Source organism: Citrobacter sp. Cpo221 (assembly GCF_030332345.1).
Classification (GTDB): domain Bacteria; phylum Pseudomonadota; class Gammaproteobacteria; order Enterobacterales; family Enterobacteriaceae; genus Citrobacter; species Citrobacter portucalensis.
This window is the reverse complement of sequence record NZ_JAOWIA010000058.1, coordinates 282,969-297,764: the sequence shown is the minus strand read 5'-3', so window position 1 is coordinate 297,764 and position 14,796 is coordinate 282,969. Positions and strand designations below refer to the sequence as shown.

Sequence of the window (14,796 nt, the reverse complement as noted above, 5' to 3'; positions counted from 1 at the left end):
AGTGGGATCTGCTGGCTGGGATTGGGCAATGAAAAAGGCTACACTTCGCCTTTGATAACTATTCATCATCACGATAAACATAGAGGCGAGTCCAACGTGGCCCAATTCGTTTATACCATGCATCGTGTCGGCAAGGTCGTTCCGCCGAAACGTCATATTCTTAAAAACATCTCACTGAGCTTCTTCCCTGGCGCCAAAATCGGTGTTCTCGGTCTGAACGGTGCGGGTAAATCTACCCTGCTGCGTATCATGGCCGGTATTGATACCGATATCGAAGGTGAAGCTCGCCCACAGCCAGGCATTAAAATCGGTTACCTGCCGCAGGAACCAAAACTGAACCCAGAGCATACCGTTCGTGAATCCGTTGAAGAAGCGGTTGCCGAAGTGGTTAGTGCGCTGAAAGGTCTGGATGAAGTGTACGCCAAGTACGCCGAGCCGGACGCCGACTTCGATAAACTGGCCGCACAACAGGGCAAGTTTGAAGAAATTATCCAGGCGCACGACGGCCATAACCTGAACGTGCAGCTTGAGCGTGCCGCTGACGCCCTGCGTCTGCCGGACTGGGACGCTAAAATTGAGAATCTCTCCGGTGGTGAACGCCGCCGCGTTGCGCTGTGCCGCCTGCTGCTGGAAAAACCAGACATGCTGCTGCTCGACGAACCGACCAACCACCTGGATGCGGAATCCGTCGCGTGGCTGGAACGCTTCCTGCACGACTTCGAAGGCACCGTAGTGGCGATTACCCACGACCGTTACTTCCTCGACAACGTTGCGGGCTGGATCCTGGAGCTGGACCGTGGTGAAGGTATTCCGTGGGAAGGTAACTACTCTTCCTGGCTGGAGCAGAAAGATCAGCGTCTGGCCCAGGAAGCCTCTCAGGAAGCGGCTCGCCGTAAATCTATTGAGAAAGAGCTGGAGTGGGTACGTCAGGGCGCTAAAGGCCGTCAGTCTAAGGGTAAAGCCCGTCTGGCACGCTTTGAAGAGCTAAACAACACCGAATACCAGAAACGTAACGAAACCAACGAACTGTTTATTCCACCTGGAGCACGTCTGGGCGATAAAGTTGTTGAAGTCACCAATCTGCGTAAATCCTACGGCGATCGCGTTCTGATCGACGATCTGAGTTTCTCCGTACCGAAAGGTGCAATTGTCGGCATCATCGGTCCGAACGGCGCGGGTAAATCTACCCTGTTCCGTATGATGTCCGGTCAGGAACAGCCTGACAGCGGCACCATCACGCTGGGTGAAACCGTCAAACTGGCCTCCGTTGACCAGTTCCGTGACGCCATGGACAACAGCAAAACCGTATGGGAAGAAGTGTCCGGCGGGCTGGATATCATGCGCATTGGCAACACCGAGATGCCAAGCCGTGCCTACGTGGGCCGCTTCAACTTCAAAGGTGTGGATCAGGGCAAACGCGTAGGCGAGCTGTCCGGCGGTGAGCGTGGTCGTCTGCACCTGGCGAAGCTGCTGCAGGTTGGCGGTAACATGCTGCTGCTCGATGAACCAACCAACGACCTGGATATCGAAACCCTGCGCGCGCTGGAAAACGCCCTGCTGGAATTCCCGGGCTGCGCGATGGTTATCTCGCACGACCGTTGGTTCCTCGACCGTATCGCCACCCACATTCTGGATTACCAGGATGAAGGTAAGGTTGAGTTCTTCGAAGGTAACTTTACCGAATACGAAGAGTACAAGAAACGTACGCTGGGCGCCGATGCGCTGGAGCCGAAACGTATTAAGTACAAGCGTATTTCTAAGTAATTAGCGTTAAGCGCCGGATGGCGGCGTTACGCCTTATCCGGCCTACGAGGTTAGTGCGACTTGTAGGCCGGATATGCACCGCGCCATCCTGTCTACGAGGTTAGTGCGACTTGTAGGCCGAATATGCACAGCGCCATCCTGTCTATGAGGTTAGTGCGACTTGTAGGCCGGATAAGCGCAGCGCATCCGGCATTAAAACCTACCTCTAAAACCTACCTCTGCTCACCCATCAACTCTTTCACCAACTCCACGCAGCGCAGGAAGCGACCGTCGTAGTCAGGCTCCTGAACGTGCACAAAATTGATATTGTTTTCCTGCAGCATCTCGACCAGCAGCGTCTGAAACGCTTTTCTGTCAACCGAGCTACCGAGACTACGCAAGCCATCCGCTACCCACGGGGTATTATTCTCCAGCAGGATCACCAGATCGAAGCGATACTCGTCAATAAGCGCTTGCACAAACGGGTGTTCACGCCCTTCATACTTTTTACAGAAGGCCTGAGTGGTCACGAAATCGGTGTCGATGAACGCCACTTTATTGGCGTACTTAACAGCAAAATCAATGTATTGCGCTTGTCCCAGGGCAATTTTATCGTAGTCAGAATACTGTAACGCCATCTCATCGCCGCCCAAATGGGAGAAAACATAATCACGCCCGTATTCCCACGCACTGGTGGTGTTAAAGATATTGGCGAGCTTATTCACCAGCGTCGATTTGCCGCTCGACTCCCCGCCGAGAATCGCCACGGTGCGCACGAAAAACGGCTTCACTTCGGTCGGAATATACTCCCAGTAGCGAAACGGGTTCTCACGGATTTGCCCGCCGCTAATGCTCATAAACGTTCGCTTGGGATCCACCAGCACGGTTTCGATCCCCAAGTGATCCAGATACTGCGGGGCATCTGATTCTTCAGAGGTGTAGATCCAGTTTGGCTGGATCCCTTTCTCCTGCATAAACGTTTTGATCCCGTTGCTCCACACGTCCCAGCCGTGCGGATACGGCTCCATGCCTTCTTCGTTGAAGGCATGAATACGGATATTTTTCTGATACTTAAAGGTTTGCAGCAGCCAGCGTAGACGATCGGGCACCGTCGGCTGTTGCGACATGGCACTGTCTTCAAACAGGCTGCGATCGCGCGTGTCGTCATAGCCCATGATGATATGCAGTTCATCGACCTGGCTACAGGCGCGCTGGATAAGATAGATATGGCCGGTGTGCAGCGGATAAAACTTGCCGAATACCACACCGATATTTTTCTGCTGGCGCGGAAACTCCAGCCCGAGAAAACGGTGCAACGCCTCCAGCTTCTGCGCGCTGGGGCTTTTGATTTTGGCATTCAGCAGTTGGCTTAGGTATCCCTTGGTCATGCCACTGGCATCCGCCACCTGTTGCAGGGTACAGCCCTTTTGCTTTATGGCGGTTTTCAGATATTCAAATGACACAAGAGCCTCCTGCTGGAAAAATCGCGTAACACTGCCTGATGGCGCTTCGCTTATCAGGCCTACAAAATCAGTACGTACGGGTATTTGATTATAGGTCGTCAAACACGCTTAACGCATCCGCAAGCTTCTTAACGCCAAAGACCTGCATCCCTTCCGGTACTTTTTTCGGTACGTTAGCGGCAGGGACAATCGCCCGGCGAAAGCCGTGCTTCGCCGCTTCCGAAATACGCTCCTGGCCGCTGGGTACCGGACGGATTTCGCCCGCCAGCCCCACTTCGCCAAAGACCACTAAATCCTGCGGCAGCGGCCTGTCGCGCAGACTGGAAACCATTGCCAGCAGCAACGCCAGGTCGGCGCTGGTTTCGGTGACTTTTACGCCGCCGACTACGTTAACGAACACGTCCTGATCCGCCATCTGCAAGCCACCGTGACGATGCAGCACCGCCAGCAGAATCGCCAGACGGTTCTGTTCCAGACCGACCGCCACGCGACGCGGGTTCGCCATCATCGAATGATCGACCAGCGCCTGAATCTCTACCAGCAGCGGGCGCGTGCCTTCCCAGACCACCATCACCGAACTGCCGGAGGTGACCTCATCGCCACGGCTTAAGAAGATAGCGGAAGGGTTGCTGACTTCACGCAGACCCTGTTCGGTCATGGCAAAGACGCCCAGCTCATTCACCGCACCAAAGCGGTTTTTATGGCTACGCAGAGTACGGAAACGGGAATCGGCGTCACCGTCGAGCAGTACCGAACAGTCAATACAGTGCTCCAGCACCTTCGGCCCGGCCAGCGAGCCATCTTTGGTGACGTGGCCGACCATGACAATCGCCACGCCGCGCGTTTTGGCAAAGCGCGTCAGGTAAGCGGCGGTTTCGCGCACCTGCGCCACGCTGCCCGGCGAAGACTGAATATCCGCCATGTGCATTACCTGAATGGAGTCGATCACCATCAGTTTCGGCTGTTCTTCTTCGGCAATCAGGCAAATTTGTTCAATACTGGTTTCCGACAGCATGTTCAGATTCGCCGTCGGCAAGCCAAGCCGGTGCGCGCGCATCGCCACCTGTTGTAGCGACTCTTCGCCAGTAACGTACAGGGTTTTCATCTGCTCAGCGAGCTTACACAGCGTTTGTAGCAGCAGCGTTGATTTCCCCGCGCCGGGATTACCGCCAATCAGGATAGCGCTACCGGGTACCACCCCGCCACCCAGCACGCGGTCAAACTCTTTAAATCCAGTGGAAAAACGCGGCAGTTCTTCAAGGCTGATGTCAGACAGCTTCTGCACTTTTGCCACGCCCGCATTCCCGGCATAGCCACTGAGCCGCTCGTTACGCGCCACCGTTGGCGATGCGGCAAGGCGCACCTCGGTAATGGTATTCCAGGCCTGACAGGCGCTGCATTGCCCCTGCCAGCGCGGGTAATCGGCCCCGCATTCATTACAAACAAAGGCGCGTTTAGGAGCTTTTGCCACGTTTTACCTCTTTCGTTAACGCTTTTGCCGGATGGCGTGGGTGCTTATCCGGCCTACGGACACCTTGCCACCGGGCAATTTAATCATTTCTGGTTCATGCTGCCGGAGAGAATGCAGAACACGCCCATCAGGTCAGCGTGACGGATAGTAATCTCCGTCTTTTCATTCACTTTCGGTTTAGCATGATACGCAATCCCCAGCCCGGCCGTTTTGATCATCGGCAGGTCGTTGGCACCGTCGCCGATCGCCACCGTCTGCGCCATCGGGATCTCATATTCTTGCGCCAGGCGGGTCAGGGTATTGGCTTTGTACTGGGCATCGACGATATCGCCGATCACGTTGCCGGTAAATTTACCGTCCATGATCTCCAGCTCGTTTGCTACAGCCGCCGTCAGACGCAGTTTATTACGCAGGTAATCGGCAAAGAAGGTAAAGCCGCCAGAGGCAATAGCCACTTTCCAGCCGAGCGTTTCCAGTTTTAACACCAGTTGAGTCAGGCCGGGCATCAGCGGTAGCGTTTCGCGCACCTGGTGCAGAATATTGGCATCAGCGCCCTTCAGCGTCGCCACGCGGCTACGCAGGCTGGCGGTAAAGTCCAGTTCGCCACGCATCGCGCGTTCCGTGACTTCCGCAACCATCTCACCGGTTCCAGCCAGTTTAGCAATTTCATCAATGCATTCGATCTGGATTGCCGTTGAGTCCATGTCCATCACCAGCAAACCCGGCGTGCGCAGATGCGGAATTTTGCCTAACGGGGCAACATCCAGTTTGGCATCATGAGCCAGTTTTGCCGCGCGCGGCGTTAACGAACCCGCCAGGCGAATCACCTGATAATCCTCAACGCACCAGGCAGCAACAATCACCATCGCTGCACCCAGTTTGCTCTGGTATTGCGTTAAACGTTGTTTATCCAGACCACGACCGTACAGCAGCCAGCCACTGCGGCCCGCGTGGTAGTCCAGCGGCATGACTTCATCGCCACTTAAAGAGAGAGGCAGACCTGGCCACAGAGAAACATCTTCAGGTAGATCGCACCAGGTTATGTTAGGCATTAAAGCTCCTGTAAAATCGTTCGGGTCGGAATCATCAGGGGAAAATAACGCATGAGGCTACCCTGTAACCAGCGCTTCTGGCAACATTAAGTCTCAAATTTTCAGCAGGTGGAATATGGCTCGCGCAAAACTGAAATTCCGACTTCATCGTGCAGTGATTGTATTGTTCTGTCTTGCGCTGCTCGTCGCCCTGATGCAGGGCGCATCCTGGTTTAGTCAAAGTCACCAGCAGCAGCGTAATCCGCAGCTCGAAGAGCTGGCCCGTACGCTGGCCCGCCAGGTGGCGCTAAATGTTGCTCCGCTAATGCGTACCGAAACGCCGGATGAAAAACGCATCAAAGCGGTACTCACACAGCTGACGGAAAGTAGCCGTATTCTGGACGCTGGCGTGTACGATGAACAGGGAGACCTGATTACGCGTACCGGCGAGAGCGTCAACGTTCGTGACCGACTGGCGCTCGACGGCAAAAAAGCCGGGGGTTATTTTAACCAGCAGATTGTCGAACCCATTCAGGGGAAAAATGGTCCGCTGGGCTATTTGCGCCTGACGCTGGATACCCACACCCTCGCCACCGAGGCGAAGCAGGTAGATAACACCACCAATATCTTACGCCTGATGCTGCTGCTGGCGCTGGCGATTGGCGTCGTGCTCACCCGTACATTATTGCAAGGCAAGCGTACCCGCTGGCAGCAATCCCCTTTCCTGCTGACCGCCAACAAACCGGTGCAGGAAGAAGACAACGAGAAAAAAGAGTAAAAGCAGTAAAAACTGTAAAACAGAAGGGAAATCAACCATGACTACACTACGCCTGCTTATCTCAGACTCTTACGATCCGTGGTTTAATCTCGCGGTCGAAGAGTGCATTTTTCGCCAGATGCCCGCCACGCAGCGCGTCCTGTTCTTGTGGCGTAACGCCGATACGGTGGTGATTGGCCGGGCGCAAAACCCGTGGAAAGAGTGTAATACCCGCCGTATGGAGGAAGACAACGTGCGGCTCGCCCGCCGTAGCAGCGGCGGCGGCGCGGTGTTCCATGACTTAGGCAATACCTGCTTTACCTTTATGGCCGGTAAACCGGAGTACGACAAAACCATTTCCACCGCGATTGTCCTCAACGCATTGAATTCTCTGGGTGTGACGGCGGACGCCTCCGGGCGTAACGATCTGGTTGTGAAAACGCCAGACGGCGATCGCAAAGTTTCAGGCTCTGCTTACCGGGAAACGAAAGATCGCGGATTCCACCACGGCACGCTGCTGCTAAATGCCGATCTCAGCCGCCTGGCAAACTATCTCAATCCCGACAAAAAGAAACTCGCAGCAAAGGGGATTACCTCTGTCCGCTCACGGGTGGCGAATTTGACGGAGCTGTTACCGGGCATCACCCATGAACAGGTCTGTCAGGCCATCACGGAAGCCTTTTTTGCTCATTATGGCGAACGCGTTGAAGCGGAAGTGATCTCACCGGATAAAACGCCGGACCTGCCAAATTTTGCCGAAACCTTTGCCCGCCAGAGCAGTTGGGAATGGAATTTTGGTCAGGCACCTGCTTTCTCGCATCTGCTGGACGAGCGTTTCACCTGGGGCGGTGTTGAGCTGCATTTCGACGTCGAAAAAGGTCATATCACGCGCACACAGGTGTTTACCGACAGTCTCAATCCCGCGCCGTTAGAAGCGCTGGCAGAGCGGCTACAGGGCTGCCAGTATCGCGCCGATGTTTTACAGCAGACTTGCGAAGCGCTGGTTACGGAATATCCGGATCAGGAAAGCGAGCTGCGTGAACTGGCGGCGTGGGTGGCGAAGGCCGTGCGTTAAGCGATTAGTGGCGAATTGCCGGATGGCGGCTGCGCCTTATCCGGCCTACAAGACCGCTCCTGTAGGCCTGATAAGCGAAGCGCCATCAGGCATTAATAGCGGCATTCCCGTAGGCCCGGCCAGCGCAACGCCACCGGGCCACAACACCCCTTACTCTTTATCGCCCAGCAGAACGGATTCCAGCGCGATTTTGATCATGTCGTTAAAGGTAGTCTGACGTTCAGCGGCAGTGGTCTGCTCGTGAGTACGGATATGGTCGGAAACGGTGCAGATGGTCAGCGCTTTTGCACCAAATTCCGCAGCAACACCGTAGATGCCCGCCGCTTCCATTTCCACGCCCAGCACGCCGTATTTTTCCATCACGTCGAACATTTCACCGTCCGGAGAGTAGAACAGGTCAGCGGAGAACAGGTTGCCCACGCGCGCGTCTACACCCAGTGCTTTTGCCGCATCAACCGCGTTACGCACCATGTCGAAGTCAGCGATAGCAGCGAAGTCATGATCTTTAAAACGGATACGGTTAACTTTGGAGTCGGTGCAAGCGCCCATACCGATAACCACGTCACGCAGTTTAACGTCCATACGCACAGCGCCGCAGGAGCCTACGCGAATGATTTTCTTCACGCCGAAATCGGTGATCAGCTCTTTGGTGTAGATGGAGCAGGACGGGATACCCATACCGTGACCCATAACGGAGATCTTACGGCCTTTGTAAGTACCGGTAAAACCTAACATGCCGCGAACGTTGTTCACTTCACGAACATCTTCGAGGAAAGTTTCAGCAATATGCTTTGCACGCAGCGGGTCGCCCGGCATCAATACGACGTCAGCGAAATCACCCATTTCTGCATTAATATGTGGAGTTGCCATTTTTTGTCCTTATTTCGTTGTTATTGCCTTATGGCGGCTACGCCTTATCAGGCCTACAAAACGTATGCAAAACAGTGAAATACCCTAAGGATTTCGCGTTGTAGGAAGGCGACGAATTCGTGAATCCCCGGGAGCATAGATTCACTATGTGACCGGGGGGAGCGAATGAAGTCAACGCATCTACAGCGCGAAAGACAACGGGTATTACAGCATGTTTTTACCGTAGTCCATCGGTGACGTACCAAAGTAGCTCGCCAGCGTCTGACCGATATCAGCGAAGGTTTCACGGTGACCTAACGAACCAGGTTTCACTTTCGGGCCGTAAACCAGTACCGGGATGTGTTCACGGGTGTGGTCAGTGCCGGTCCAGCTTGGGTCGCAGCCGTGGTCAGCGGTCAGGATCAGAATGTCATCTTCACCCACCAGCTCCATCAGCTCAGGCAGACGGCGGTCGAACAGTTCCAGGCCCGCTGCATAACCGGCGATATCGCGACGATGTCCCCAGGAAGAGTCGAAATCAACGAAGTTGGTGAAGACGATGGTCTTATCACCTGCTTCTTTCATCTCTTTGATGGTGGCGTCGAACAACGCATCCAGACCGGTGGCTTTCACTTTTTTGGTGATGCCGCAGTTAGCGTAGATATCCGCGATTTTACCGACGGAAACCACGTGACCGTCTTTTTCGTCGACCAGTTTCTGCAGCACGGTCGGTGCTGGCGGCTCAACGGCCAGGTCGTGACGGTTACCGGTACGCTGGAAGTTACCGGCTTTATCACCGATAAACGGACGTGCGATAACACGACCGATGTTGTAACCACCTTCGGTCAGCTCTTCACGTGCGATTTCGCACAGCTCGTAAAGTTTATCCAGGCCAAACGTCTCTTCGTGGCAGGCAATCTGGAACACGGAGTCAGCGGAGGTATAGAAAATCGGCTTGCCGGTTTTCATATGCTCTTCACCCAGTTGATCCAGGATCACGGTACCGGAAGAGTGGCAGTTGCCGAGGTAGCCTGGCAGGTTGGCACGTTTTACCAGTTTATCCAGCAGTTCTTGCGGGAAGCTGTTTTCATGATCGGAGAAATATCCCCAGTCAAACAGAACCGGAACACCCGCGATTTCCCAGTGGCCAGACGGCGTGTCTTTCCCGGAAGAAAGTTCATGCGCCCATGCGTAGGCACCAATCACTTCCGCGTTACCGTCCATACCAGCAGCAATTTTACCGGTAGAACCTTCGTGAGCTTTCACCAGGCCCAGACGGGTCAGGTTAGGCAGATTCAGTGGACCTTTGCGACCATTGTCAGCTTCACCTTTCGCACAGGCTTCTGCAATGTGTCCCATAGTGTCTGAACCTACGTCGCCAAAGCGATCCGCATCTTCAGTCGCACCAATACCAAAGGAGTCCAGCACCATAATAAATGCACGTTTCATCTTGTTCTCCATACATCTGCGCCGCAAAAAAGCGATCAGATCAGTATACAGTTATTCGGTAATACGACGATAGACTGTCGGTGTAATTTCTGGCGCTTTATCGTCAAGGCTAATTGCCGCTTTGACCGCTTTCGCCGCTTCCTGCCAGCTGGCTTCGTCTTTCGCGTGGATCACCGCCAACGGACGTTGTCCGTCTACGCTGTCGCCCAGACGCGCCATATCGCTAAAGCCAACGCTGTAATCAATGGTGTCCGAAGCCTGACGACGACCGCCGCCCATGGAAACGACCGCCATCCCCAACGCACGGGTATCCATCGCGCTGACAAAGCCTTCGGTATCAGCATATACCGCTTTGCTGAGCATTGCCGTCGGCAGGTACTTCGCATAATTTTCGACGAAATCGGTCGGGCCTTTTTGCGCCGCAACCATGCGACCAAAAATCTCTGCCGCTTTACCGTTGTCCAGCACCGCCTGCAATTTCGCACGGGCTTCGGCGTCATCTTTCGCCAGATTGCCGGAGATCAGCATTTCCACGCACAGCGCCATGGTGACGTCTAACAGACGTGGATTACGGTATTCACCGGTCAGGAACTGCACCGCTTCGCGGACTTCGACCGCGTTACCTGCGCTGGAGGCCAGCACCTGGTTCATATCGGTTAACAGCGCGGTGGTACGTACACCCGCACCGTTTGCCACGCCGACAATCGCCTCAGCAAGGGCTTCAGAAAGCTCGTAGGTCGGCATAAAGGCGCCGCTGCCCACTTTCACATCCATCACTAGCGCATCCAGCCCTTCGGCCAGTTTTTTCGCCAGAATGGAACCGGTAATCAGCGGGATGGAATCCACCGTCGCGGTAATATCGCGGGTGGCATAAAAACGTTTATCCGCCGGTGCGAGCGAGCTGGTTTGCCCAATAATCGCCACACCCACGTCTTTAATAATTTCACGGAAGCGCGCGTCGTCCGGGAAGATGTCAAATCCAGGAATCGCTTCCAGTTTATCGAGTGTACCGCCGGTATGCCCCAGGCCACGCCCGGAGATCATCGGAATATAGCCGCCGCACGCTGCGACCATCGGGCCTAACATCAGTGACGTTACGTCACCTACACCGCCGGTAGAGTGTTTATCCACAATCGGGCCGTTCAGCTGCAGGCTTTTCCAGTCCAGCACGGTTCCTGAATCACGCATTGCCATGGTCAGCGAAACTCGCTCAGGCATTGTCATATCGTGGAAGAAAATGGTCATCGCCAGGGCGGCGATTTGCCCTTCAGAGATGGTGTTGTCGCGAATACCATTGATAAAGAAACGAATTTCTTCATCGCTCAGCGCATGACCATCACGTTTTTTACGAATAATTTCTTGTGCGAGAAACACGGTAACCCCCAGGGGAAAAGAGTAGAAGGCCGTTGTAGGCCGGGTAAGCAACGCGCCACCCGGCAGTCGTCTTAATGCCGGATGGCGGCTACGCCTTATCCGGCCTACGTCGCTACAGCTCCGGCAATATAAGGCTTAGTAGCTGCTTGCGCTCTTGCCGTCGCCGTGACCCAGCGCTTTCAGCAGACTCGCCAGCAGGCTGGATGCGCCAAAACGGTAGTGACGAGAATCAGCCCAGTCAGCGCCAAACAGTTCATCGGCAATCGCCAGGAACTGCTGTGCATCTTCTGCAGTGCGTACGCCACCAGCCGGTTTGAAACCTACAGTTTTAGAAACACCCATGTCGCGGATCACTTCCATCATGATGCGTGCGCTTTCCGGCGTCGCATTGACCGGCACTTTACCGGTAGAAGTTTTGATGAAATCAGCACCGGCTTTGATGGAGATTTCAGATGCTTTGCGAATCAGCGCTTCTTCTTTCAGCTCACCGGTTTCGATGATCACTTTCAGCAGCACGTTTGCCGCCGCACACGCGTCTTTGCAGGCTTTAACCAGATCAAAACCAATCTGTTCGTTACCAGCGATCAGCGCACGGTACGGGAACACCACGTCGACTTCATCGGCACCGTAGGCGATCGCCGCACGGGTTTCCGCCAGCGCAATTTCGATGTCGTCGTTGCCGTGCGGGAAGTTGGTTACTGTTGCAATGCGGATGTCCGGCGTGCCCTGCTCTTTCAGGGTCTTACGCGCAATAGGGATGAAACGCGGATAGATACAGATTGCGGCAGTGTTGCCAACCGGGGTCTTCGCCTGATGACACAGCGCGATCACTTTTTCATTGGTGTCGTCGTCATTCAGAGTGGTCAGGTCCATCAGTTTCAGTGCACGCAGGCTGCTTGCTGTTAAATCGGTCATAACATTCTCCAACGGCATCGCCGTATAAAATTTCACCTTGCGAGTTTGTTAGTATTCTAACATCCGCTCGCTATTACACTTCGATATACATCACAGTTAATGAAAACCACATACAGATTTGCATTACTCTAATGAGATATACTTCAAATAAATCACCTTTTCTAAAGGGATGCGGTGGCATCAGGCGCATCCGGATCAAAGGTTGTGGCGGCGTTGCTTTCTACAATGGCGTTACACCTTCGGGACAAAAAGGAATCAACGATGCCCACTTCAAGCGAACTCGCGCTGCAACAGCGTTGCCAACAAATCGTGACCAGCCCGGTGCTCAGCCCTGAGCAGAAACGCCACTTTCTGGCGCTGGAAGCTGAAAACGCGCTGCCTTACCCGCAACTGCCTGCACAGGCACGTCAGGCGCTGGATGATGGGGTAATCTGCGATATGTACGAAGGTCATGCCCCGTTCAAACCGCGCTATGTTTTACCCGATTACGCGCGTTTTCTGGCCAATGGTTCATCGTGGCTGGAGCTGGAAGGCGCCAGGGATCTTGATGACGCGTTATCCTTACTCACTATTCTTTACCACCATGTTCCGTCAGTGACGTCGATGCCGGTCTATCTCGGTCAGCTCGATGCCCTGTTGCAACCGTATGTTAGAATTCTAACACAAGAAGAGATCGATATTCGAATAAAACGTTTCTGGCGTTATCTCGACAGAACCCTGCCAGACGCGTTTATGCATGCCAATATCGGCCCTGCAGATACACCAGTCACCCGTGCAATTTTACGCGCAGATGCAGAGTTAAAGCAGGTTTCGCCTAATCTGACATTCATTTATGATCCACAAATTACACCTGACGATCTGCTGCTTAACGTGGCGCAAAATATCTGCGAGTGCAGTAAGCCACATATTTCCAACGGACCTGAAAATGATAAAATTTTCACAAAAGGTCAGTATGGCGTCGTCAGTTGTTACAACTCTTTGCCGCTCGCCGGGGGTGGAAGCACGCTGGTCAGGCTTAATCTGAAAGCCATCGCAGAGCGCAGCACCTCTGTCGATGACTTCTTTACGCGCACCCTACCGCACTACTGCCAGCAGCAAATCGCCATCATTGATTCACGATGTGAATTCCTCTATGAGAAATCACATTTCTTTGAGAATAGCTTCCTCGTGCAGGAAGGGTTGATTGATCCCGAACGTTTTGTGCCTATGTTCGGGATGTACGGCCTGGCGGAGGCGGTGAACCTGCTGTGCGATAAGTCGGGACAGAATGCGCGCTATGGGAAAGATAAGTTCGCCAATCAACTCGGCTATCGTATTAGCGCCGACCTGGCGGAGTTTGTCGAAAACACCCCGGTGAAATATGGCTGGAAGCAGCGCGCGATGCTGCATGCACAATCAGGGATCAGTTCGGACATCGGCACCACGCCGGGCGCACGCCTGCCTTATGGCGATGAGCCGGACCCGATCACCCATCTGCAAACCGTCGCGCCACATCACGCGTTTTATCACGCCGGGATCAGTGACATTCTCACGCTGGATGAAACCATCAAGCGTAACCCTCAGGCGCTGGTGCAGCTGTGCCTCGGGGCGTTTAAAGCCGGAATGCGCGAGTTTACCGCCAACGTGAGCGGCAACGATCTGGTTCGCGTTACGGGTTATATGGTGCGGCTGTCGGATCTGGAAAAATATCGCGCCGAAGGGTCTCGCACCAACACCACCTGGCTGGGCGAAGAAGCCGCGCGCAATACGCGCATTCTGGAACGACAACCTCGCGTGATTAGCCATGAACAGCAGATGCGCTTTAGTAAGTAAGCTAATTCCTTTCTCCTGCGTCGACGGGCCGGGCAGTCGCCTGGCTCTGTTTCTGCAAGGATGTAATCTGCGCTGTAAGAATTGCCACAATCCGTGGACGATGGGACGCTGCAACGACTGCGGGGAGTGTGTGCTGCATTGCCCGCATGAGGCGCTGAACCTGAGCGCGGGGAAAGTGTGGTGGCAGTCCGATATGTGTCAGCAGTGTGACACCTGCCTGCATATGTGCCCCCAGCAGGCCACTCCGATGGCGCAGAGTATGAGCGTTGATGAAGTGCTGCAACATATTCGTAAAGCGTCACTGTTTATCGAAGGGATAACCGTTAGTGGCGGTGAAGCGACTACTCAACTCCCCTTTATTGTGGCGCTATTTACCGCGATAAAAACCGATCCGCAGTTGCAACACCTGACCTGCATGGTCGACAGCAACGGCATGCTGAGCGAAACCGGCTGGCAGAAGCTGCTGCCGGTGTGCGACGGCGTAATGCTGGATTTAAAAGCCTGGGACAGCACGTGTCATCGGCAGCTTACCGGCCGCGATAACACGCTGATTAAACAAAGTATTACCTTTTTGTCCGGGCAGAGAAAACTGGCGGAACTGCGCCTGCTGGTTATTCCTGGTCAGGTGGATTATCTACAGCATATTGATGCGCTGGCGGCGTTTATCATACGCACCGGTGACGTACCTGTGCGGCTGAATGCCTTTCATGCGCACGGGGTGTATGGCGAAGCGAAGGACTGGCCGAGCGCCACGCCGGAGGATGTGGAACAGCTGGCGCAAAGATTGCGCGAACGCGGGGTGGATAATTTGATTTTCCCGGCGCTGTACCTGTGATTGCCGGATGCGACGACATCAT

At 54.4% G+C, this 14,796-nt stretch carries 12 protein-coding genes; 5 read left to right on the top strand and 7 right to left on the bottom strand.

The genetic code is table 11. The features are described from left to right. The first annotated feature begins 96 nt into the window (after positions 1 to 96). Entirely contained in the window at positions 97 to 1,764 is a 1,668-nt protein-coding gene (ettA, locus tag OGY72_RS19065) for an energy-dependent translational throttle protein EttA (protein WP_003829940.1), read from the top strand. A 212-nt stretch (positions 1,765 to 1,976) separates the two neighbouring features. Here ettA and nadR read toward each other — a convergent pair whose 3' ends face one another. The 3 genes from nadR to serB form a co-directional block, all read right to left on the bottom strand. Then, entirely contained in the window at positions 1,977 to 3,206 is a 1,230-nt protein-coding gene (gene nadR, locus OGY72_RS19060) for a multifunctional transcriptional regulator/nicotinamide-nucleotide adenylyltransferase/ribosylnicotinamide kinase NadR (protein ID WP_502873601.1), read from the bottom strand. Between the two features lie 88 nt (positions 3,207 to 3,294). Then, positions 3,295 to 4,677, bottom strand: a complete 1,383-nt coding sequence (gene radA, locus OGY72_RS19055) for a DNA repair protein RadA (RefSeq protein WP_003829944.1) — start codon at positions 4,675 to 4,677, stop codon at positions 3,295 to 3,297. Positions 4,678 to 4,760: 83 nt separating this feature from the next. Further along, positions 4,761 to 5,729, bottom strand: coding sequence for a phosphoserine phosphatase (gene serB, locus OGY72_RS19050; RefSeq protein WP_003829946.1), 969 nt, complete (start codon positions 5,727 to 5,729; stop codon positions 4,761 to 4,763). A 115-nt stretch (positions 5,730 to 5,844) separates the two neighbouring features. Between serB and OGY72_RS19045 the strand changes: the two genes are divergently transcribed. Continuing rightward, complete coding sequence (locus OGY72_RS19045; protein ID WP_003829948.1) at positions 5,845 to 6,486, top strand: YtjB family periplasmic protein; 642 nt, start codon at positions 5,845 to 5,847, stop codon at positions 6,484 to 6,486. Between the two features lie 37 nt (positions 6,487 to 6,523). After that, complete coding sequence (lplA, locus tag OGY72_RS19040; RefSeq protein ID WP_003829951.1) at positions 6,524 to 7,540, top strand: lipoate--protein ligase; 1,017 nt, start codon at positions 6,524 to 6,526, stop codon at positions 7,538 to 7,540. A 150-nt stretch (positions 7,541 to 7,690) separates the two neighbouring features. Here lplA and deoD read toward each other — a convergent pair whose 3' ends face one another. The 4 genes from deoD to deoC form a co-directional block, all read right to left on the bottom strand. Beyond that, positions 7,691 to 8,410 (bottom strand): purine-nucleoside phosphorylase, encoded by a 720-nt coding sequence (deoD, locus tag OGY72_RS19035; RefSeq protein ID WP_000224864.1) that lies wholly within the window; start codon positions 8,408 to 8,410, stop codon positions 7,691 to 7,693. 204 nt (positions 8,411 to 8,614) lie between these two features. After that, complete coding sequence (deoB, locus tag OGY72_RS19030) at positions 8,615 to 9,838, bottom strand: phosphopentomutase (RefSeq protein ID WP_003019037.1); 1,224 nt, start codon at positions 9,836 to 9,838, stop codon at positions 8,615 to 8,617. A 51-nt stretch (positions 9,839 to 9,889) separates the two neighbouring features. Continuing rightward, positions 9,890 to 11,212 (bottom strand): thymidine phosphorylase, encoded by a 1,323-nt coding sequence (gene deoA / locus OGY72_RS19025; RefSeq protein ID WP_016151609.1) that lies wholly within the window; start codon positions 11,210 to 11,212, stop codon positions 9,890 to 9,892. Between the two features lie 135 nt (positions 11,213 to 11,347). Beyond that, entirely contained in the window at positions 11,348 to 12,127 is a 780-nt protein-coding gene (deoC, locus tag OGY72_RS19020; protein ID WP_003019042.1) for a deoxyribose-phosphate aldolase, read from the bottom strand. A gap of 261 nt (positions 12,128 to 12,388) precedes the next feature. Between deoC and OGY72_RS19015 the strand changes: the two genes are divergently transcribed. Both OGY72_RS19015 and OGY72_RS19010 read left to right on the top strand, forming a co-directional pair. Beyond that, positions 12,389 to 13,939: a YjjI family glycine radical enzyme gene (locus tag OGY72_RS19015; RefSeq protein ID WP_286548835.1), complete on the top strand. Its 1,551-nt coding sequence runs from the start codon at positions 12,389 to 12,391 to the stop codon at positions 13,937 to 13,939. Continuing rightward, positions 13,911 to 14,774 (top strand): YjjW family glycine radical enzyme activase, encoded by an 864-nt coding sequence (locus tag OGY72_RS19010; protein WP_286548834.1) that lies wholly within the window; start codon positions 13,911 to 13,913, stop codon positions 14,772 to 14,774. Before OGY72_RS19015 ends, OGY72_RS19010 begins: the two co-directional genes overlap by 29 nt. Positions 14,775 to 14,796: the final 22 nt, after the last annotated feature.